This is a genomic window from Methylobacterium mesophilicum, assembly GCF_022179445.1.
Taxonomy (GTDB): Bacteria; Pseudomonadota; Alphaproteobacteria; order Rhizobiales; family Beijerinckiaceae; genus Methylobacterium; species Methylobacterium mesophilicum.
The window spans coordinates 15,118-34,194 of record NZ_BPQU01000018.1 but is presented as its reverse complement, the minus strand read 5'-3'; the positions used below and the strand labels follow the sequence as shown (position 1 = coordinate 34,194).

Below are 19,077 nucleotides of genomic sequence, written 5' to 3'. Positions count from 1 at the left end.
TCATTGAGCGTCGCATTTCGCGCCGGCGATCCCCCAGAGCGAAGCTTCGATGACCCGCGCAGTTATCGTTTCCCCCCGCCTTACGCCGTGACTCAAAGATGACGAGGCGCGCACTGGCTTCCACATCGTCCACCGCAACGACTGGACCGATCCGGCCCGGTTCGAGGTCGTCACGATCCTGCCGGAGGAAGTGAACGGGCGCTGGGAGTGGCGCGTCTGGCGATGCGGCGGCACCAAGCCTGAAAGAGCAGACCAGTGAGATTTTCAGGTCGGGATCGATTGTTTCAGGTCCGGGCCGGACCATGCGCTCGATCTAACCGCGATCCGGGGCAGAACGGACAGGCTGTCCGATCTGAAGTTCGCCCCAAAATTACCCTAGCAACGTCCCGGTGCCGCGCGAGTCCATATCGGGAACACGTGACGAATTGTTGACCGTTAACTGGTAGAACGCTGCACGTGTAGCGTAGTGGGAGGCCGCTTGATGACCCTGGACCTGTTCGTCTCCAGCGTCCTGATGGGGAGCGTCGTCCGCTGTCGGTCCGGCTGCTTCGCCTACAGCCCAAGCGGCGCTCCCCTGGGCGAGTACGCCGACCTCGATGCGGCCGCCGCGGCGCTCGCAGCTCGCGTCGCCCTGGAGCCCGTCGCGGCATGACCAGAAAAAACACCACCACCGAACTGCTGATACGCCTCATCCAGCGCGTGCCCATGCTAGCGATCGATGTGAAGGCGGCCGAGGCTGAAGGCGACCTCCCTGCCATCGCCTACCAGGGAGCCGTCACAGCGTGGCAGCGAGAGGCAGCAGCGGCCGTTGCAGAGATCCGGGAGGGATACCCACCCCGAGACCGTCGTGTCGCTCCTGACGCCTACGCGCGGGCCGCTGCAGCCGCCGACATGATGTGGACCACCCTGGAGCCCGCGTCAGCCTGATGGCCCGCTCTGATCACCAAGGGAGGGCGGGGGTCAAAAAGTCCAGGCCGTAGGGGTTTCTGACCGCACTGGGTCCCACTCGCGGATTTTATTTTTCGTCGGTCCAATTTCGTAATTCAAGTCGAGGGCTTTAATGGTGGGTCAGCACGGCGGAAAACGCCCTGGCGCAGGGCGGAAATCGGGGCCTGTGATTGCTCCAGATCCGATTATCGCTCTAGTCGAAGTGCTCAGCCGGCTGCCCTGCGGAGAACCGGGCCGGCGAAGGCGGTGTGCGACGGCGCTTGCGGCATACGGTGCCAGCAATGAGGAAATCGCCGCGGCCCTGGCGATCGAGTGCGCCGAATTGGCGGAACTCCTTGGCGCTGACATCGACATTGGCCGCATCGTCCTGCGAACGAACATCCGGCACGAAATTATTCGCGGCGGGCTCGGCAAGGGCCGGACCTTTTCCGTGGCAGCGGCCAAGACAGCGTTGCGCTGGCTCGCGCAGCCGGAAGCAAGGCGCTGACGATGCGCCCGTTCGACGTGCTACGGATGCCGAAAGGCAACCGCGAGCCAGCACTCCGGCAAGCCGCACAACGCCAGCTTGTCGCCTTCGATCTTCTGGAGGTGACCCCGCGCCTCCCCGGCCGTGATGCCGCCGCGGCGGGGATAGCCGGATCAGGCTTCGGCAGACTGCCCTCCGCCGGCTTGTTGAGTTCGCCCGACGCCATTTCGTCGACCCACCCGGTGAGGCCGTCGGTTGCGCCAACCCTCACCGCCGTCGCGTCGCTCGCGACCCTACTCAGAGCTTCGGAACGTCTGCTTGCCGGAGGTTTGATCGCCTCCGGATGACCGAAGGTGGCAGAAAGCCGCCAGTCCGCTTCGGAGAACGTTTGCCGCAAAAGTGGACGGGCTCCAAACCCGACACCTACCCGCATTTCTACGCCGAAGTGGAGATGTACACGAACAACATGACCCAAGCGGATTCAGCGATCTGGCTGCTCCAGTACGTCTTCTGGGAGGTCGCCACCAAGGAAAACAATTTGTGGATCGGCGTCGAAGCATGACCCTCGCAAAAGCGCTCCGAACTCGCTGATGGATTGGGCAAATCTGAACCTTGAGCGGGTCGCAATTGACATCAATAGCAAATCCATCACAAAAAGAATTGATTTTTTATTATTAAAACTTTAGCGAATCTGCAAATGAGGGGGATTATGCTTTAGTGCCGATCCACAGTCAGGATCTACGGAACGCAATTTTTTGGTACAGAGTGCGTTGGTAGCCGCTGCTCAGGCTATTGTCAGAATTATTGGCTTCGTCAGTTCGGTGCGACGGGACCGAAGCCGGGAAATGGTGGTGTTAGCGATCCGACCTGAGAGCTTCTGACAATAGGGTCGAAAGCGACACAAGCTGCGCCGCCTTGCGACACGACAGGCGTCTGCGGCTGCCGCTATGATGCGTCGACCTGGGAGGCATATCCAATGCGGCGATCAATCCTGTTCCTGGCGGCTGGCCTGATGGCCAGCAGTCTGACTGGCGCGATCGCGGAGCCAGCGGGCGATGGTGTCGCCGGCCTTGGCAGCTATGCCGCTCGCGTCGAGATCCATCCGATCGAGAGCCTGACCCTGAGCGACCGTCAGTTTCTGACCGGCACGTCGGACGGATCGAAGCCTGTCACGGTCACGGGGGTCCTCCGGATCGCTAAGGCGGGGACAGAGCGCCTACCGACCGTCGTCCTGATGCACGGCTCGGGGGGCTTAAGCGGTAACATCGAGTTCTGGCAGCGGGCGCTGGCTGCACGCGGTATCTCGACGTTCGCGCTCGACGGTTTCACGGGGCGCGGCCTTACCTCGGTCAACACCGATCAGAGCCTGCTGTCGCGCACGAACCTGATCCTCGACATCTACCGTGCGCTCGGCGTGCTCGCGAAGCATCCCCGGGTAGACCCAGCGCGGGTCGCCGTGATGGGGTTCTCACGCGGCGGACAGGCGGCGCTCTATGCCAGCCTCAAGCGCTTCGATACGGCCTGGAACCGCTCAGGGATCACGCCGGCGGTGTTCTTGCCGGTGTACCCGGACTGCTCGATCCGCTTTCAGGACGACGCCGCGACGGTCGGTCGGCCGATCCGGATGTTCGGCGGCAGCGGCGACGACTACAATCCCGTTGCGTCCTGCACCGCCTACACCGAGCGGCTCAAGGCGGCCGGGGCCAATGTCAGCCTGACGGTGTTCCCAGGGGCCCAGCACGTCTTCGACAACCCTGCGGGCCCGCCTCAGCCGACGGTGGCCAAGGGTGCGCAGACGGTCCGCGCCTGTTCGCTTCACGAGGCAACCGATGGGGCGATCGTCGAAGGGCCGAAGGACACGCCGTTCACCTATGCCGATCTGTGCGTGCAGCGGGATCCGCACATCGGGTCGGACGAGGCCGCCCGCGTCGCGACCCTCAAGGGCGTCACGGACGCACTCGGGGCCGCTTTCGAAGGGCGCTGAGATCCATCTGGGCGTCACGCAGCTTCGCGAGCCTGCTCCGCGGCCCGATCGATCGTGGCAACGACCTTGCGCAGCGCGAGGTGCTGGATCATGTGGGCCATGCTGTAGACGACGATGAGCTCGCTGCTCGGCAGTTCGCGGTGCAGCCGCTTCGACTGGCGGTCCACGTCAGTGACCTGGTCGTCACCGCCGACGATGATCACCACCGGGAGCGTCAGGTCGCGGTCGTGCTTTTCGAGCTCAACCGTCACCGGCGTCATCAGGGCGGCATCTTCGGGTAAGGCGCACAGCTGCAGCCAGGGATGGCATAGTTATCCGGCCAGTAGGGGGAAGGTGACGCCAATCGCCCAGGCGAACGCGATCGCGTTGGCGATCCCAGCAACCCAGGGATGGCCGGTGCGCTTGTAGGCCCAGGTGCCGATTGCACCGTAGACGAGGAAGAACAGCAGGATCACCGGCACGATGATAACGAGGAAGAACAAACGTCCGAAATCGAGCCCGACGGCGAGGCCCAGCGACAACAAGAAGACCATCTTCGAGGCCGCGTAGGCGCCGCGCCCGGCACCTGGTCCGCGCATCAGCCACTCGTCGGCAAGAAAAAACGGGACGGTACCGATGAGCATCGCCGAGATGAGGACGATCCGGTTCGGCCCCGGCATGAAGGAGGTCACGTAGGTATCGATTGGCAGCACGAGCCCGACGAAGCCGTAGAGGGTGACGGCCAACGCTCCGGCTGGCAGAGCTCCGACCGCCACCGGGGACGACTCGCTTTCCTGCGTGGTCACGGATCGAGACCGAATCCGCCACAGGCATCCTGCGGTGAGCAGACCGTACATCGCAAAATGCGCGACGAGGTAATCCGCGACTAGGACTGGGAGGATATTGGTCGGCAGCACCCGCAGGATGAGTGGCGTCGCGACGGCGGGGATTACGAGCGCCGGCCACAGGCGCCGCCAGCCGAGGCCAGCTCCGAGGGGCATCCGGCTCACCACGGGTAGGAGATGCGACGCAGGCCATGCCAGCGCCACGACGCCCGCAAGCAGCAATAGGATCCAAGGACCACGCCGATCGGGCGCCCCCAACATGCGAGACGACATCCCGAAGACTCCGTCGAGCCAGGTGACGGCCTCCGTGAGACTGGCACGGGCATACAGCACGCCGATGTGCTCGACGCCTACCGAGACCGCAGCGCGGCGCGCTGCGCCGAACGCGACATCGCCGTAAGTTGCGTTTTCGCGCGGGGGCTCGGGCGCTGAAACCAGCCCGACCGCTCGAAGGGCCTCGCGGCGCAGGCCACCTTCCCAGCCGCCAACGATTACCAGCAAGTTGCGCGGGCTCTCCCGCGTCACAGCAGGTGAGAACATCGAGACCGCGACTGTCGTTGCCACCCAGGGCAACGCCTGCGCGACGCGGACGACGATATCCGACGCCATGGAGTGGCCGAGCAAAGCAACGCGCCCATCTCCACGCATCCGAACCTGCTCCGTGACCTGCGCCGTCACTGCCACCAGATTGCGGGTGGCACCGTCCTCCCTGGCGATGCTACCGGTCAGCGGTGCCGGGTTGCGACCGTGACCAGGAAAATCGAAAGTCACCGCGACGTACCCGGCATGCGCCAGGGTGGTCGCGAAGGGCAGCATCAGCTGCTGCGATCCAGCAAAACCATGGGCGATTACTACGACAGGGCCGGGTTGCCCAACCTGAGTACGGAAGATCGTAACTGGGGTCCCGTCGATCGAGATCGCCTCGATTGCCAGCCTGTCGGTCTCCGCCCGCAAGTGCCAGAGTGCTGCCGTGATCGCACCGAGCGCCAGGGCCGCCACGGCCGTACGGAAAGCCTTGTACGGATAAGACAGCCTCATGGCAGTCTAAGTCGGCGTGCCATAACCGTTCGTCCCCGGGCGATAGGTATGAGGAGATGCGACAGGAGGGGATGGCGCAGTTCATGCCAATGCCGTGGATCGAGGCGCTCGTCGCCGTCAACGCAGAGATTGTCGCCTGCCAGAAGCAACTCCTCGCCCATGTATCCGCATCGTCGTTTGGCAGCGGGGGAAGGACACGTCTCAAGACGACTGGCCAAACGCGCTGACTGCATGTTGACTCGATCGCTCGAAGAAAAAAGCTGCAAGGAGGTGTCCACTTCTGAGGAGCGCTCAACGCAAGCACTTGTCGAGAGCCTGGTCCAATCAGCCGTGGCCCGGAGCGTCGACCCGAACGGCCGGTTTTGCTCGTGTCTTCAATCCAGCATGACGTAGTCTGGTGCAACGCGGACGGCAGAAGTTGGCCGAAAGCGGCTGGTCCGCTCCTGAGGTCGGGTGCTGGGAAAGCAGACGATCTCATGCCGACCGAGACTGGGTAAAAACGCGGTCCCCGTGCGGCTCGTGGTAAGAGCGACGACAAACCTTAAGAGCGGACTATGATGACGGCGCCCTGCCTTTTGTCCCGAACCGAGTTCTCAGCCTGCTTCACCGCTCCGATGCGGAACGTGACGGCAATCGCTGACGCAGTCGTCGATGTCTGGTCGTACGTCGAATCGATCGAGCTGCCGCTGGGACGTGTCATGGAGCTTCTCGACGTCACCGACGTCTATCGCGACGCAGCCGATCGGTACGATCAGGTTCTGATCGGTACGAACGTGAACAACCTCTTACTTATCGTCATCGTGGATATCCTGCGTCGCACCGTGCACGGTCATTATTTCCTCGACTTGGCAGACGTGTACGGCATGACCCAAACCTGAAGTCGGTAGCATCAGCGCCTGATTTAACTAAGACAAATCAGCTAGCCTGCTATGCGCGTCTAACTGGACATTGGGCAGGCATTCGATTCCTCATCGTCCCATCTTCATCGGCATCAAGCTGTTAGGGGCGATCTCCGGCATCTTCGCCATCTGGTCGAACGGCACGACCGCCATCACGTGGCCGTCCGGCATCTTGATGACGTTGAACTGCTTGCCAGTAGCCTTGTCAGTCGCGATCGCGACCATGAGCTGCATCGGCTCGAACGGCGTGACGACGAAGTCGTGCCCCCAAGCGCCGACAAGCCCCGACAGGGACGCCGTGGCCAGGCCCGTACCGGCGAGGAGAGCGACAGCCGGCAGAATTGCGCGCATCATGAAGGATCGCCTCCGGTTCCATCGACGAAACTTCGCGGGTCCGGACCGAAGGGTTACCGGGGCTGGGTCATCCTGCGCATCGCCGCCTGCACCGTAACGGAAGGCCTGCGGCGAACGAAAGTCCGGCTGCACGGAGAGGAATCCCAATGGCGTCGTTTGCGATCCGACCGAAACGGCGCGCTTGGGTGCCCCTGATCAGGACGCAAGCGCGATGAGTTCCGGTCCTGGCGCCGCGCCTGACGGGCGGCGCAGCGGCGTGCGTTGGGCGACCTTTGGGCTCGTTCGCGGGATATTGCACGCGTCCCGGACGACCGCTCGGATCGCCGCCACGCTGGTCCTGGCGACCCTCGGCATCCTGTTCCTGAACTACGTCGTACTCTCCACCGACAAGGCGCACGCCTATCGCAACCTCGACCCGGGGCTGACCGAATGCCGTGACGGGCTCGCGACCGGGTGGACGATCCTGGCCGATACAGGGCGCGAGACCCTACGGGCGGCGATGCCGTCCGACGGTGACGGTTGGGTTGATGCCAGCAATGACGAGGGCGCGGTGATCGCGACGGATGCGCGTTGGGCGACGCGGCTGCGCTGTGCCGTGCAGCGCCACATCGTCCCGGCCCGCGAGGCCGGCGGACGGGACCTCGCCTACCACCTCGGCTTCATCGAGTTCCAGGAGGATGGCGAACCTTATGCGCTGGTCTCCCGCGAGGGGGCGAACGACACGGCCATCGACAGCGCGATGCTGCGCCACGCCATGGATAACGAGATGCGGGCCAAGGGTATGCCGGCCACGATGGTCAAGCCCGTCATCACCCAGCTCGACGCCCTGAAAAAGCATCTTTCGACCGGGTCGCACTACGTGATCGCGTTCGTCCACGGCTGGCGGCACGACGCGCGGATTGGCGACGGCAACGTGGCGGACCTGCGCCTCTACGCGGCCCACGCCGCCCGATTTCTCGCGCAGCGCTGCCCCAGCGACCCGAGCGTCTGCGACATGGACATCACGGCGATCTATATCGGCTGGCGCGGGGCGCGAGTCGACGAGCGCGGCCTGCGACTCTGGTTCGGCGACGCGATCGGCGGCTTCTTCGGAAATCTCTCGGCCGGCGCGACCTTGTTCGACCGGAAGCCGGTGAGCGAGGCCATCGCGCCCGCGGCGATCTCGGCGCTCCGCACGATCGAGACGACACTCGCTGCGCCGGGGGCGCATAACAAGCTGATCGTCGCCGGACACAGCCTCGGCGGCAACATGCTGGCGAGCGGGCTCAAGGACGACATGGTCAAGGCCGTGCGCCGCCATCAATTCGGAGAAACAATGCCGCCAGTGCTCGGCAATCTGGTGGTCCTGATCAACCCGGCCTCCGAGGCGAGCAAGTGGACCGCGATCCAGCGCGAGGTCTGGATGAGGCTGGCCGACCATGCCGACGCCCATACGCCGGCTGCAGAGGTCGCGCGCGACGACGGCTACTTTCCGGCGGACCAGCGACCGGTCATGATGTCGGTGACCGCGGCCCTGGCGTTCCCGGCGGGCGGCCTGCGACCCGGGGATTGCGCGTGGATCGGCCTCGATGCCGACGATAGCTTCGCGGTCGCCCGCCGGAAGATCCGGAGCCGGCTCTCCGCGACCGACAGCATGTTCGATGCCGGGGTCGACTACGATTGGGCGACGCACGACCTATTCCCGACCTTCAAATTCGATTTCCGCCCGGCCGCGAGCTTCCTCGACCGCGTGGCGGCGCGGTTCGAAGGCCGCCAGCCCCGAGGCGAGAGCTGCACCCCGCCCGCACCCGTCGACCTCGTGGCCGGATCGCTGACCCTGCCGCTGCGCGCCCTGTCGCTGCTGGCCGCGACCTTCCCGTTCCAGAACACCGCCCGGGAGGATTCGCACACCATCGGCAACCTCGACCCGCCGCGGCCGGCAGCCGGCGTGCTCGCCGACGCCCAACCCTCGGCCGCGCCGTTCGGTACGACCCACGAGCTACTCGGGCTCGATGCTTCCGGCCTCGAACGGCACCACCCCTACGCGACGCTCGCCGACGCCGCCCTCGACTGCCCGCGCTCCGACCATTGGCTGACCCGGGCTCGGCTGGCGCGCGCCGACCGACGCGGCAACTTCTGGGACAGCGCCGACCTCGCACTCGGCCGGCCTGGCGAGCACGGCCCCGCCGCGCGCTTCCTGCACGGCCTTCAGTTGACCGGCATGGCGCCGATCACGCGCGCCAACGACCCGTTCTGGAACGTCCGCGCTTTCGACAACGCGCTCTCGCGCCACGACGGCTACCGACTGTCTTCGTTCATCTGTGCGCTGAACCAGCTCGTCATGGACGACATCACCGATGCGCCGACTTTGATGAGTGATCACCGTGACACGCAAATCCCATAGAGCCTATTCCGAACATTTGCCCCCCAGCCGTCTGAACCGAAGCGGACCAGCAGTATTCACCCGCCTCAGAAACTCAGACGAGCGCTGCGTGTTGACCGTTGCTGGCCGTAAGGTGTCGGTCCGTTCCCGACGTTAAAACCGGAAAGGCAGACCTTTCCCGTGGCTGAAGTAGTTGCTCTTGAGGGAGGCTGCGCGGTCCTTCTACCTGTTTGAAGGTCTACTTCGAATCGAGGTGTGCACGCTCGGCGATCAACCACAACCTGCTCAACAAGCACCCAGCGGGTATCGCTGTGACCCCCGCGATCAGGGTCACCAACATCATCCTGCTGTTGCTGCTCGTCAAAATTTAGATACTACCTTGTGATAGCCGACCCAATTATAAGCTTTAGGTCATGCGCTTCATAGTATCAAAATTCCGCGCTAAAGAAACTTATAGTATTAGGCTGCCCTTTGGAAATCGGGCGGCCTTTTGCAATGCGGAGCGAGTTTGAACGGGTCCGAGAAGGGCAGCCGGCGAAGCAGAAATGCGTTCGGAGCATTCGCCGCCTGGCCGCCTGGAAGAACTGCTGGCTGAGGACATCTGCGTAACGACGCGTTCACGCAGGTACGCGATGCCCATCCCACCGATCCGAACGCCGTCGTCCCTGGATTGCTCGGAGGCGGGAGCGGCGGAAGCCAGCGCGGGGGATGCAACGATGAGGATCAGGCGGGCGAAGCGGGTCATTCTTTTGTTTTGGATGGATCGGAAACGCGGGTGCGATGCTTGGGAACGTCGTTGGAGACCGCCATGCGACGCCGCGCGGGACGGCCGCCCTCGCCCATTGCCACGAATCGAGCATGCCTTGCCTCCAGGTCGGCAAGGTCGTGGGGGTCGGCGACGTCGCGCCTGGCCGCAGCGAGGACGAGGTCGGCGTGGCGGGCGAGCTCGTCGGTCCGGTCCGTCAGCCGCTCGACCTCGGCGACGCGGGTGAGCACGTCGAGCATACGGGCCAGGACGTACACTGAGCCGGCGGCATTCTGGCGGATCATGTGGAACATGGCGTCACACAGGCCGTCGTAGTCGGACACCGGCACAACGAGCACGACCTTGCCGTCGCGCACGACCGCCCCGGTGGGCAGGTGACGCGGCGCCACGCGGCACAGGGCATCGCCGAGGTGGTCGACGACGCTGCCGGCCGTGAACGGGTCGTTGATGCCGGGCGAGAGCGCGCGGACCGCGATCTCGACCAGTTGCCGGATCGAGTATTCGAGGTCCTGGAGGGCGGCCGGGCGGCGACCGAAGGTCAACGCCCCGCGAAGGGCCTCGCCGGCCTCCGCGACGCCGGCGGAGACATAGGCGACCGGGAAACCGCTCGGCACGTAGTCGCCGGGCCGGATCCTCAATGCAACGACGACGCCATGCGCGTGCGCCCAATCCGCCAACCCGTCCTTGTCGAGCGCCTGAAGGTATCCGCTCCCGCTCACGGCCACCCCGCCCCCCTCCGGCAGTCGGGTGGGAGGCGTCATTCCCGCCCTGTCTTGGGTGCGCGCCTCGACGGCCGCACACAGGTCGCGATGGACCGCGTCGACCACGGTCTCGACGTTGATGCTGATGGCGATGTGGTGAACGAACCAGACCAGGGTGGCGAGCGACAGCAGAGCGAGCGCGATAGCACCGCTGATCGCGAGATGTGGGACGAACGGACTCTCCTGCACAGTACGCACCGTCCGCAGGACCATCAGCGCGTAGGCGAAGGTGCCGAGGAAGATCCCCAGGACGATCTGGTTGCGGGCGTCCCGCGTGAAGTTGCGCAGTAGACGCGGGCCCATCTGGCCGGAGGCGAGCGTAAGGGCCGCGATGGTGATGGAGAAGGTCGTGCCGGCCACCCCGATGGTCGAGGACGCCACGGCGCTCAGGAGCGCGCGCGCACCCTCTGCGCCGCCGGAATAGCCCCAGTTCTGGTCGGGCGATGAGGCTTCGTAGCCTGCGATGTGTGCCGTCTCCAGCCAGACCCCGATCTGGGCCAGCAGCAGGCATCCGAGAACGATCAGGGCAGGCTTGAGCCAGAACAGGTCGCCCAGGAACTCGATCCAGGCCTGGAGACGCGCCTTCATGCCCGATCTCCCTCGCAACGAACCGTCTCGCCATCATCGCGGAGCACTCGATCCTTCCGGAGAACCTCCCAGCGCGCACGCGGCGGGCTTCTGCCGGCCGGCCAGCCCTCGCGCTGACGGGTGCGGTCGCCGTCCGCCTCCTCGGTCTGGTCGTGCAGGAGGATCTGGCTCGTCGGGTACGGCAGGTCGATGCAGGCGGCGGTGAGCGCGTCCTTAACGTTCGAGATGGCGTGGTCGAGCGCGTCCACCGCGTCGCGCCGCCGGGGCGGGTCGATCCAGAAGCGCGCCGTCATGTCGACGCCGGCGGCGCCCAGGCCCGTGACCAGCGCCTCAGGCGGCGGGTCGACGAGAACGCCCTCGGTCCCCTGCAAGGCCTCGACGATAACGCGGCGGGCCTCCTTCATGTCGTCACCGTTTCCGATGGTGAGCGGGAAGGCGAGCCGACGCTTGTCGTGGGCGGTGATGATCGTGATCTTGTCGACGAACAGTGTCGCGTTCGGGATCAGGATGCGCTGGTTATCGTAGGTGCGCAGCACCGTCGCCCGTACCCAGACGTCCTCCACCGTGCCTTCGTGCGAGCCCGCCCGGATCTGGTCGCCGATGACGAAGGGGCGTGTCAGCAGGATGAGGATGCCGGCCAGCAGGTTCTGGAGCACGTCGCGGAAGGCGAAGCCGATGGCGACGCCGCCGATGCCGAGCAGGTTGAACAGGTCCGCGGCCGAAACGGAGGGAAAAGCCACCGAGGCCGCAACTAGGAACGAGACCAGGATCGTCATGCCGCCGGCGATCCGCCCGAGCACCGCGGCGGAACCGGGCGAGGCCTGCCGCAGCTCCGCCGCCCTGCGAACGGCGGCGCGAACGCCGCGGGCGACCAGGAGGCCCAGGCCGAACAGGACGAGGGCGATGACGAGCCCCGGCACGAGGGCGGCGGCCGAGCGGACCAGTCCTTCGAGGCGCCCGAGCGCTTCCGAAAAGATCATACGGTGTCCCGATTCATAACAAAGCCGCCGGTGGCGGGCGTGCCAGCCGGCGGCGCTTCATCGATTATCCGCGGGGGACAGCCCCCACGGATCGCGGTCGGGCCGGGTCAGCGACGCGGGCCGCCAGTCGTTCCGCCATATTGCTGCCCGCGAGCGCCGCGCGAGGGCATGCTTGCGTTGCCGCGGCTGGCCGAACCCTGCCGCATGCGGTGGCGCCGGTGCATACGCACCTGGACCAGGTCGGCGTTCGGCGAGGTTGCAACGCCGGTTGCGTTCACCGGCAGCGCTGCCGAGGGCAGAGTCGAAGCGCCGAGACCGAGACCGGCCAGGAGCGCCGAGGCGAGAATGGTGTGCTTCATGGTCGTCTCTCCTTCGTTGGTCGCGATCACTTCTTCATCTTCGAGTAAGAGAACGTCGGCGCGTTCTTCAGGGTGTCCTTGTCGGTATCGGCGTAAACCGCCCACTTGCCGTCCTTGTCATGGATGGCGAGAGTCGACGGGTCGAGCACCACGTAGCTCTCTCCCATGCCGAGGAAGCCGCCCACGCTGACGACCACGCCGGTCAGGGTCTTGCCGTTCTCGATCACGAGATCCTCGACCTCGCCGACCGTCTCCTTCTTGTTATTGTAGACGGTCGCGCCGACGAGCTTGGACGACATTACGTCGGCCGGCTTCACGGTCACGTACTTGAGCTTCACCGTCGCGGTGTCGGCCATCTTCATCCCCATGTCAGAGGACGAGCTCATGCCTGTAGTCGGAGTAGCGGGCGTCGTCTGGGCGAGCGCCGGAACCGACAGGCAAGCGAGCGCAATGGCGGCGGTGATGTTGCGATAAGACAAGACGTTCTCCGGGTTAAGGCTTTGAAGGTGCAGATTGGGATGCCCGACCACAGGGCCTGGCATGTACCCTTCCAGACTGCACGGTTCGGGGCCACAACGTCTTCGTTCAGGAAACGTTCAGAAAAATCGTCGCCCACCACATGAACATTTTGTAAGTCACCGACTCAACATGGATTGATAAATGGACTTGGCGATGCGGGTCTTACCCACCGATCCGTAGTACACCGCCGCGATGCGCTGCATGAACGAAAATTAATCCCGGGCTATGTCCGCATCATAGATAACTTTCTTGTGATTATTACGGCGAAACTAGACACAGCAACGTTCCGTATCGTCATCGCGAGCCTCGATGATCGGGCCGTGACGACGTAAAAGGGATTTTCGATGATGCGTACCACCCTGACCGCCGCCTTCCTCGCCGCAGGCGTGGCCATCGCGGCTCCGGCCCTCGCCGAGACCTCCCCGATGGTCGGTGGCGCGCCGATGATGGCCGACAAAACCATCGTGGAGAACGCCTCCAAGGCCAGCAACCTCACGACCCTCGTCGCCGCCGTGAAGGCCGCCGGGCTCGCCGACACCCTGAGCGGCAAGGGCCCGTTCACGGTGTTCGCGCCGACGAACGACGCCTTCAAGAAGCTGCCGGCCGGCACGGTCGACTCGCTACTGAAGCCCGACATGAAGAAGACCCTGACGGCCGTGCTCACCTACCACGTCGTGCCGGGCAAGCTCGACGCCAAGGAGTTGAAGGCCAAGGCGAAGATGGGCGGCGAAGCCGCGAACCTGAAGACGGTCGAGGGCCAAGTGTTGACCGTGAAGATGGACGGCGACCGGCTGGCGCTGATCGATCAGAAGGGCGGCGGCGCCTTCGTGGAGCAGGCCGACGTCAACCAGTCGAACGGCGTCGTGCACGTCATCGACAGCGTCCTGATGCCGAAGTAACCCACCGTTACGGACGGCCCGCCTCCTTATCGGGGGCGGGCCGTCTCTCCAGAATGCACCATCGCCGAGGAACATTCGAACTTGGCCATTCATTGGAATGGTTATGAGGTTCCTCACGACGTTCCTAGCAGCGATGGCCATCTCTACGGCCCTGCTGGTCGGCTCAGCTTTCTGGATCGGCGCTCCTCACCAGGGGATGCAATCGACGGGACTGACCGCGGCCACTGTCCTCGGCACCGACGGCATGGCACCGATAGCCCGCCCGTCGGATCAAGGTGCGGTCGCGTCCGAGGATGCCATCATCGGCGTCGCGGTTGGCGACCAAGGCTAGGTTCAGTCCGCGAGCCCTCAAGGTCGAGCCTCGCCACGTCCGGAGGCTCCCGCTATCTCGATCTTCGACCTCGCCGCCCTGCTGCTGACCCTCTCGGCCCTGTTCGGCTGGGTCAACCGCCGCTTCCTTCGGATGCCGCACACCATTGGCCTGCTCGTAATGGGGCTGCTCGCGTCGCTCGCCCTCGTCGGCCTCGACCTCGCCTTCCCGGCCCAGCACCTCTACGCGGACCTGACTCAAGTCCTCGACCAAGTCGACTTCACCGATGTGGTGATGAACGGCATGCTGGCCTTCCTGCTGTTCGCCGGCGCCATGGGCCTCGACCTCCGGGCTCTTCGAGACCGCGCCCTGGCGGTGGCAACCCTCGCCCTCCTCGGCACGCTGATCTCCACCGTACTGGTCGGGGGCGCCTTCTGGACCGCCGCCCAGGCGTTGGGCAATCCCATGCCCTTCACCTGGGCGCTGGTATTCGGGGCACTCATCAGCCCGACCGATCCGGTCGCCGTGCTGGCCACCCTCAAGAACGTGCAGGTCCCCGAGGCCCTTGAGATCGAGATGCAGGGGGAGGCCCTGTTCAACGACGGCATCGGCATCGTGCTGTTCACGGTCCTCGTGGCCTTCGCTTCCGGATCGAGCGGAGAGGCGACCGGCGCGGGCGGCGTCGCGACGCTCCTCCTGCACGAGGCCGGGGGCGGCCTGGTCCTCGGCGTCGTGACCGGCTACGTCGCCTACCGCGCGATGCGGGCCATCGACGACTTCCCGGTCGAGGTGCTGATCACCCTCGCGCTCGTCTCCGGCACCTACGCGCTCGCCCAGAAGCTCGGCGCCAGCGGGCCGCTCGCCGTGGTCGCGGCCGGATTGCTGATCGGCGAACGCGCCCCGCGACATGCGATGAGCGACAACACCCAGAAGTACGTCTCCGCCCTTTGGACCTTGATCGACGAGGTCCTCAACTCGGTGCTGTTCCTGCTGATCGGGCTGGAGGTCCTCGTGCTCCGGTTCCAGGTCTCGGGCCTGACGCTGGCCGCCTGCGCCGTCCCTGTCGTGCTGCTCGCTCGCCTCGTCGCCGTGACGGCCCCGGTGCTGCTCTTCCGCTGGGGCGGCAACCTCTGCCTCGGCAACGTCCCGTTCCTGACCTGGGCGGGTGTGCGCGGCGGCATCTCGGTGGCACTTGCGCTCTCCATCCCGGAGAGCGATGCCAAGCCGGCCATCCTGGCGGCGACCTATGCCGTGGTGCTATTCACCATCATCGTGCAGGGCTCGACACTCGGCATGGTCGCGCGGCGGACGCTTTGACCGGTAGGCGAGGTCCCGCGGGCAAATCCCTCAACGTACCTATCCGGCCGTGATGCCGCGGTGACAGAAATTCGGCACATCCAGTCGAATGCGCCTAAGGACGAGCGTCACGGCAGTGCCTTGATGAAGGGCCGCAGGCCGCCGTTCACGTCGACCAGCGTCAGGTCGAGGAGGTCGAACCTGCGCGGGTCCAGGTTCCCGCGCTTCCCCGTTTCCATCCGCCGGCCCCGGCCGTTGCACGGCCCCGCTCATGCCCTCACGACAACTGTCCCCATGCCGGTGTGAGGGAGAGCGACGTCCCTGCACCGATGGCGTTCCACCGACGTCGCTCCCGGTCCCTGGCGGGACGGCGATGACATCGTCGAGATCCCAAACCCCCGGCAGTCCTTCGAGATCTCGACCGGGAGGGATTCAACCCGATCCTCGCGTTCGGGAACGGCGGAATCGACATGGACGTGGCGAAGTCGGGTGGAAAGCAGACTTTAAATTAGGCGGAGGCGACCCAGCCACGAAATGCAAATCCGGCATAGAAAAGGCTCACACCTGTGAACCCGGCCTCCCGCAACAGTCCCTCGTCCTCTTCGGGCGAAAGGATAGGCAAGCGCGCTCCGATCCCGATCCTGGCACTTTCGGCCTGCGAGCCTTCGATGCCGGAGGCCTTCGCGAAGGCGGCATACCGTGAGAGCCGGAGGTCGCGTTCGTTCTGCCGGAAGCTGAAGTGAGCCACGACGAAGGGGGCTCCGGGCTTCAGACGTCGCCGGACCTCCAAGAGAGTACGCAACCGCTCCTGTCGCTCGATGAAATGGAGGGTCAGGATGCAGGCGGCAGCGTCGAACGGCCCTTGCGGCGCGCCTTCGATCAACCCCTCATGAAGGCGAGCGCGGTCCGAAAGGTTGCCCAGGGTCCTCCGGGCGAGGTCGAGCATCGCGGCAGACGGATCGACGCCAACGAACGACCAGCCGGGATGGCCCTCGGCGAACACCTTGAGTTCGAGGCCACCGCCTGCGCCGAGAACGAGCACCTGCGCATGTTCTGGGGCTTTTCCGCAAGCAAAAGCCTCGCCATGCGTTGCATGTCGGCATAGCCAGGCACCATGCGCGGTGGGTTCTCCACGTAGCGGGCGATGGCCTGCGGGTCTGAGAAAGCATCCATGCAAGAGGATATCACATGTGGTGTTCGGGCGAACGTCCGAGATGTTTCGAAATCCGCTGGTCCGCCGAAACGATGAGAGGCTGAATAGTCGGACGTTCGACCGCTTCCCGTCCCGAGTTTAGGCATGCCCGAATGTCCTAGGACGGCGAACTTCGTAGGCGCGCATCCCCGGTCCGGCCCCCCTGACTTCGAGATCGCCGGCATCTCCGAGCGCGAGCACGCGGCCGAATAGGACGACATCGCCGACACCCTGGTCCGGTGGGTCCACGTCAAAAGTCAGATGGTGGATCGCTCGACCGATCAGTCTGGCGACCACCTCCCACTCCCGCATCGCCAGTCCCATCAGGACGGCGTCGAAGTACGTGAGGGGTGCCGACACCAAGCAGCCGTCCCGTACGACGCGAAGCGGGGCGTTCTCGCGTCTCAACAGCGACCATGCCGCCGATGCCGCGTCGCTCTCGCCTTGGGAGAACGCCCGCCGTCTCTCCTTGAGGCCGGATGCGACGATGTCCCGCTCGCGCAACGCCCCTAATGACCGCGGCGAGCGGACGCCGGCCGGTGTGACAAGATCGAGCCCCGTGGCGTCGACGATGTCCAACAGTCGCCCTGCCATGCGGCAGGCGAACTCCAGAAAGCTCGCCTGTTCCCCGGCGTCGCTCATGCAGACCCAATAGACCGGGTGGACGTGGGCGGACGTCGCGTCCGCCCATGGTGCCTCGGGCTCGCGCACGTGATCGGCGGGATCGCACCGTAGGATCGTCCTGATCCACGCCCGACGAGCGTCCGGGTCCGGTGGATCGATGGGGCCAAAGTTCAGCTCGCCGGGCAACCCGATGATGCGCTCGTCGCATCCCAGCGAGCGCAAGGCACCGCGAACGGTCTCCGCCCTGCTTGGGCCATGGACCACGTGGACGGTCTCGGTCGCGTCGCCCATCCCGTACCGTCCCTTTCCGTGTCGGGCCCACGAAGCACGACGCCTCGGATCGGGACCGGATGGCGTAATCAGTCGTCGACGGACGGAGTGGCGAATAAAGGTCGCATCGGATCGCGACCTGTCCACCGGCGACGAGGCAGGGATGTAAGCCGACCCAACGGTCCACTGCGGATCGGCCGTGTCGAGCCCTTCCCGACCGGAAAGCGTCGTGCCCGGGATCTCGCCCGGTCGGGTTACCGAGCGTGATCCGCGGGCGTCGAGGTGTCCGGCCGGAAACGACCGGACCGTCGTCGTCAGCGACGGCAGCGACCGCCCGGACCGCGATAGAGGCCGGGCGGACAACCGCGCGGTGCGCCCGTAATGGCCCGCCGCATGGCGCCGCGCGGTCCGCGGTTCAGGCGGCACCCCCCGAACGGACCGCGATGGGCGCCGAAGCCGCAACCGGCGCGGACCTGGACGATTGGGGCGTCGTTGCCGATGCCGCCGGCCGGCATGGGAAGGGCCTGGGCCCCGCCTGCCATCAACAGCGTCGCGAACCCGCCGACGATGAGACCTGTGAGCTTCATCCTGACTCTTTCGTTCTGGTGGACGCGGCATACCGGCCGTGCCCTGGGGGAAATGGTTATCCGAACCCCGATCCCGGGCGTTCGGTTCACTTGGCGCTGCAGGGTCGCTCCGCGCGGACGACGCGACCGTCGTGGTCGGCGTCGAGCCGTGCGAACCGCTTGGTGGACGTGGCGTCGATCTCCTCCGCGGTAACGAAACCGTCGCCGTCCGCGTCGATGGCCCGGAACCGCCCGGCAGGGTCGTAGGGCCCCTTGCCGGGACGGGCGTCCCACCAGGCCGCCCATTCCGCTCTGCTGACGCGCCCGTCGTGATCGGCATCGGCCCGCATGATCCGGGTGCGGTGCCGGGCGAGGAACGTGGCGAGGTCCACGCCCGCGGCGCCTGCACCCTTCGGCGTATCCGTTCCCGCAGGCGTTTGGGCGGATGCGGACGTAACCGCCAGGAGTGTGCACAAGGTCAGGTAGGCGATAGCCTTCGTCATGATCGCACCTCTCGCGTCACCGGGTCGTCCCGGGACCGCGCCGGATGGCACGGCCCCTAGCCTCGACAGGGTCACCAACGGTGATGCCAACCGTGGTGGCCCCACCCGCGATGGCCCCAGCCGACATGCCGGTAGCCGCCCCAGCGATGCCAGCGAGGACCGCCCCATCCGAACCGTCGCGGTCCGTAGAATGCGGGCCGGAAGGCGTAGGGCCGGTAGAACACCCTCGGTCCGAGGTTGGGCCGGCAGAAGCCGTAGAGCCCGCGGTGGAACCCGAGGCCGCAGCCGTCGCGGGCCTCGGCCGCGCCGGCGGTGGCCAGCGGTGCCGCCAGGCCGGCCGCCAGCAGGGCCGCGGGCAGAAAGCGCTTCAACACGGTCGGCGCGCGTACCGGTTCCTTCGTCATCGCTTCGTCTCCCGATGCGGTGTTTCGAATGCACGCACCTTGGCGCCGGCCTGTCGCAGGGATTTGCCGGGACACCCCGTTTTCGTCGCGAGCCGTCGCGGGTTCGAAGGTCCCGATACATTTCGCGACAGAATCCCCCGGGAAGCGGACGCCGCCGCGCGTTAC

The 19,077-nt window shown here is 65.7% G+C and carries 22 protein-coding genes and 2 pseudogenes; 12 read left to right on the top strand and 12 right to left on the bottom strand.

All coding sequences use genetic code 11. The features are described 5' to 3' along the window. Nucleotides 1-481 precede the first annotated feature (481 nt). From MFF40_RS17820 to MFF40_RS17795, 6 genes are all read left to right on the top strand, one after another. On the top strand, nt 482-652 hold the full coding sequence (locus MFF40_RS17820; RefSeq protein ID WP_238261598.1) for a hypothetical protein: 171 nt from the start codon (nt 482-484) through the stop codon (nt 650-652). Next, entirely contained in the window at nt 649-927 is a 279-nt protein-coding gene (locus MFF40_RS17815) for a hypothetical protein (protein WP_238261596.1), read from the top strand. The genes MFF40_RS17820 and MFF40_RS17815 overlap by 4 nt, the downstream gene beginning before the upstream one ends. A gap of 187 nt (nt 928-1,114) precedes the next feature. Beyond that, on the top strand, nt 1,115-1,435 hold the full coding sequence (locus tag MFF40_RS17810) for a hypothetical protein (RefSeq protein ID WP_238261594.1): 321 nt from the start codon (nt 1,115-1,117) through the stop codon (nt 1,433-1,435). A gap of 2 nt (nt 1,436-1,437) precedes the next feature. Then, nucleotides 1,438-1,761, top strand: a complete 324-nt coding sequence (locus MFF40_RS17805) for a hypothetical protein (protein ID WP_238261592.1) — start codon at nt 1,438-1,440, stop codon at nt 1,759-1,761. Then, nucleotides 1,758-1,976, top strand: coding sequence for a hypothetical protein (locus tag MFF40_RS17800; RefSeq protein WP_238261590.1), 219 nt, complete (start codon nt 1,758-1,760; stop codon nt 1,974-1,976). The genes MFF40_RS17805 and MFF40_RS17800 overlap by 4 nt, the downstream gene beginning before the upstream one ends. A gap of 414 nt (nt 1,977-2,390) precedes the next feature. After that, a complete protein-coding gene (locus MFF40_RS17795; RefSeq protein WP_238261588.1) occupies nt 2,391-3,398 on the top strand; it encodes a dienelactone hydrolase family protein in 1,008 nt (335 codons plus the stop codon). Between the two features lie 14 nt (nt 3,399-3,412). Here MFF40_RS17795 and MFF40_RS17790 read toward each other — a convergent pair. Both MFF40_RS17790 and MFF40_RS17785 read right to left on the bottom strand, forming a co-directional pair. Further along, nucleotides 3,413-3,691, bottom strand: a pseudogene (locus tag MFF40_RS17790) (alpha/beta fold hydrolase); the annotation flags it as partial. 18 nt (nt 3,692-3,709) lie between these two features. Then, nucleotides 3,710-5,221, bottom strand: a complete 1,512-nt coding sequence (locus MFF40_RS17785; protein WP_238261586.1) for an alpha/beta hydrolase — start codon at nt 5,219-5,221, stop codon at nt 3,710-3,712. 110 nt (nt 5,222-5,331) lie between these two features. On the opposite strand from MFF40_RS17785, the gene MFF40_RS17780 reads away from it, so the two are divergent. Continuing rightward, a complete protein-coding gene (locus tag MFF40_RS17780; RefSeq protein WP_238261584.1) occupies nt 5,332-5,487 on the top strand; it encodes a hypothetical protein in 156 nt (51 codons plus the stop codon). Nucleotides 5,488-5,814: 327 nt separating this feature from the next. Next, nucleotides 5,815-6,138 (top strand): hypothetical protein, encoded by a 324-nt coding sequence (locus tag MFF40_RS17775; protein ID WP_238261582.1) that lies wholly within the window; start codon nt 5,815-5,817, stop codon nt 6,136-6,138. 90 nt (nt 6,139-6,228) lie between these two features. On the opposite strand, the gene MFF40_RS17770 is transcribed toward MFF40_RS17775, so the two are convergent. After that, nucleotides 6,229-6,513: a hypothetical protein gene (locus MFF40_RS17770; protein WP_147853904.1), complete on the bottom strand. Its 285-nt coding sequence runs from the start codon at nt 6,511-6,513 to the stop codon at nt 6,229-6,231. A 211-nt stretch (nt 6,514-6,724) separates the two neighbouring features. Here MFF40_RS17770 and MFF40_RS17765 point away from each other — a divergent pair, with 211 nt between their 5' ends. Continuing rightward, a complete protein-coding gene (locus MFF40_RS17765) occupies nt 6,725-8,896 on the top strand; it encodes a hypothetical protein (protein ID WP_238261580.1) in 2,172 nt (723 codons plus the stop codon). A gap of 720 nt (nt 8,897-9,616) precedes the next feature. Here the strand turns inward: MFF40_RS17765 and MFF40_RS17760 are convergent. From MFF40_RS17760 to MFF40_RS17745, 4 genes are all read right to left on the bottom strand, one after another. Then, nucleotides 9,617-10,990 carry a DUF2254 domain-containing protein gene (locus tag MFF40_RS17760; protein WP_238261578.1) on the bottom strand — a complete coding sequence of 458 codons (1,374 nt, stop codon included), beginning with the start codon at nt 10,988-10,990 and terminating at the stop codon, nt 9,617-9,619. After that, nucleotides 10,987-11,970: a mechanosensitive ion channel family protein gene (locus MFF40_RS17755; RefSeq protein WP_238261576.1), complete on the bottom strand. Its 984-nt coding sequence runs from the start codon at nt 11,968-11,970 to the stop codon at nt 10,987-10,989. Before MFF40_RS17755 ends, MFF40_RS17760 begins: the two co-directional genes overlap by 4 nt. A gap of 107 nt (nt 11,971-12,077) precedes the next feature. Beyond that, on the bottom strand, nt 12,078-12,329 hold the full coding sequence (locus MFF40_RS17750) for a hypothetical protein (protein ID WP_238261574.1): 252 nt from the start codon (nt 12,327-12,329) through the stop codon (nt 12,078-12,080). A gap of 26 nt (nt 12,330-12,355) precedes the next feature. Beyond that, the gene (locus MFF40_RS17745) at nt 12,356-12,871 is read right to left on the bottom strand and encodes a PRC-barrel domain-containing protein (protein ID WP_238261571.1); all 516 of its coding nucleotides are present in this window, start codon (nt 12,869-12,871) and stop codon (nt 12,356-12,358) included. A gap of 324 nt (nt 12,872-13,195) precedes the next feature. On the opposite strand from MFF40_RS17745, the gene MFF40_RS17740 reads away from it, so the two are divergent. From MFF40_RS17740 to MFF40_RS17730, 3 genes are all read left to right on the top strand, one after another. Next, complete coding sequence (locus tag MFF40_RS17740) at nt 13,196-13,747, top strand: fasciclin domain-containing protein (protein WP_147853910.1); 552 nt, start codon at nt 13,196-13,198, stop codon at nt 13,745-13,747. 103 nt (nt 13,748-13,850) lie between these two features. Then, nucleotides 13,851-14,078 (top strand): hypothetical protein, encoded by a 228-nt coding sequence (locus MFF40_RS17735; RefSeq protein ID WP_238261569.1) that lies wholly within the window; start codon nt 13,851-13,853, stop codon nt 14,076-14,078. Between the two features lie 54 nt (nt 14,079-14,132). Beyond that, nucleotides 14,133-15,374 (top strand): cation:proton antiporter, encoded by a 1,242-nt coding sequence (locus MFF40_RS17730; protein ID WP_283206113.1) that lies wholly within the window; start codon nt 14,133-14,135, stop codon nt 15,372-15,374. Nucleotides 15,375-15,861: 487 nt separating this feature from the next. On the opposite strand, the pseudogene MFF40_RS17725 reads toward MFF40_RS17730, so the two are convergent. From MFF40_RS17725 to MFF40_RS17705, 5 genes and pseudogenes are all read right to left on the bottom strand, one after another. Next, a pseudogene (locus MFF40_RS17725) lies at nt 15,862-16,526 on the bottom strand (class I SAM-dependent methyltransferase). 118 nt (nt 16,527-16,644) lie between these two features. Beyond that, a complete protein-coding gene (locus tag MFF40_RS17720; protein ID WP_238261566.1) occupies nt 16,645-17,460 on the bottom strand; it encodes a DUF3658 domain-containing protein in 816 nt (271 codons plus the stop codon). 293 nt (nt 17,461-17,753) lie between these two features. Then, nucleotides 17,754-18,026, bottom strand: a complete 273-nt coding sequence (locus MFF40_RS17715; RefSeq protein WP_238261564.1) for a GCG_CRPN prefix-to-repeats domain-containing protein — start codon at nt 18,024-18,026, stop codon at nt 17,754-17,756. Nucleotides 18,027-18,112: 86 nt separating this feature from the next. Further along, complete coding sequence (locus MFF40_RS17710) at nt 18,113-18,508, bottom strand: EF-hand domain-containing protein (RefSeq protein WP_238261562.1); 396 nt, start codon at nt 18,506-18,508, stop codon at nt 18,113-18,115. A 71-nt stretch (nt 18,509-18,579) separates the two neighbouring features. Then, nucleotides 18,580-18,912, bottom strand: coding sequence for a GCG_CRPN prefix-to-repeats domain-containing protein (locus tag MFF40_RS17705; RefSeq protein WP_238261560.1), 333 nt, complete (start codon nt 18,910-18,912; stop codon nt 18,580-18,582). Between the last annotated feature and the right edge of the window lie 165 nt (nt 18,913-19,077).

Excerpts from the sequence above, each read along its gene's own strand:
- MFF40_RS17820 (WP_238261598.1), top strand. The coding sequence starts at position 482 with ATGACCCTGGACCTGTTCGTCTCCAGCGTCCTGATGGGGAGCGTCGTC.
- MFF40_RS17815 (WP_238261596.1), top strand. The coding sequence starts at position 649 with ATGACCAGAAAAAACACCACCACCGAACTGCTGATACGCCTCATCCAG.
- MFF40_RS17805 (WP_238261592.1), top strand. The coding sequence starts at position 1,438 with ATGCGCCCGTTCGACGTGCTACGGATGCCGAAAGGCAACCGCGAGCCA.
- MFF40_RS17800 (WP_238261590.1), top strand. The coding sequence starts at position 1,758 with ATGACCGAAGGTGGCAGAAAGCCGCCAGTCCGCTTCGGAGAACGTTTG.
- MFF40_RS17795 (WP_238261588.1), top strand. The coding sequence starts at position 2,391 with ATGCGGCGATCAATCCTGTTCCTGGCGGCTGGCCTGATGGCCAGCAGT.
- MFF40_RS17780 (WP_238261584.1), top strand. The coding sequence starts at position 5,332 with ATGGCGCAGTTCATGCCAATGCCGTGGATCGAGGCGCTCGTCGCCGTC.
- MFF40_RS17775 (WP_238261582.1), top strand. The coding sequence starts at position 5,815 with ATGATGACGGCGCCCTGCCTTTTGTCCCGAACCGAGTTCTCAGCCTGC.
- MFF40_RS17770 (WP_147853904.1), bottom strand. The coding sequence starts at position 6,513 with ATGATGCGCGCAATTCTGCCGGCTGTCGCTCTCCTCGCCGGTACGGGC.
- MFF40_RS17765 (WP_238261580.1), top strand. The coding sequence starts at position 6,725 with ATGAGTTCCGGTCCTGGCGCCGCGCCTGACGGGCGGCGCAGCGGCGTG.
- MFF40_RS17760 (WP_238261578.1), bottom strand. The coding sequence starts at position 10,990 with ATGAAGGCGCGTCTCCAGGCCTGGATCGAGTTCCTGGGCGACCTGTTC.
- MFF40_RS17755 (WP_238261576.1), bottom strand. The coding sequence starts at position 11,970 with ATGATCTTTTCGGAAGCGCTCGGGCGCCTCGAAGGACTGGTCCGCTCG.
- MFF40_RS17750 (WP_238261574.1), bottom strand. The coding sequence starts at position 12,329 with ATGAAGCACACCATTCTCGCCTCGGCGCTCCTGGCCGGTCTCGGTCTC.
- MFF40_RS17745 (WP_238261571.1), bottom strand. The coding sequence starts at position 12,871 with ATGCCAGGCCCTGTGGTCGGGCATCCCAATCTGCACCTTCAAAGCCTT.
- MFF40_RS17740 (WP_147853910.1), top strand. The coding sequence starts at position 13,196 with ATGCGTACCACCCTGACCGCCGCCTTCCTCGCCGCAGGCGTGGCCATC.
- MFF40_RS17735 (WP_238261569.1), top strand. The coding sequence starts at position 13,851 with ATGAGGTTCCTCACGACGTTCCTAGCAGCGATGGCCATCTCTACGGCC.
- MFF40_RS17720 (WP_238261566.1), bottom strand. The coding sequence starts at position 17,460 with ATGGGCGACGCGACCGAGACCGTCCACGTGGTCCATGGCCCAAGCAGG.
- MFF40_RS17715 (WP_238261564.1), bottom strand. The coding sequence starts at position 18,026 with ATGAAGCTCACAGGTCTCATCGTCGGCGGGTTCGCGACGCTGTTGATG.
- MFF40_RS17710 (WP_238261562.1), bottom strand. The coding sequence starts at position 18,508 with ATGACGAAGGCTATCGCCTACCTGACCTTGTGCACACTCCTGGCGGTT.
- MFF40_RS17705 (WP_238261560.1), bottom strand. The coding sequence starts at position 18,912 with ATGACGAAGGAACCGGTACGCGCGCCGACCGTGTTGAAGCGCTTTCTG.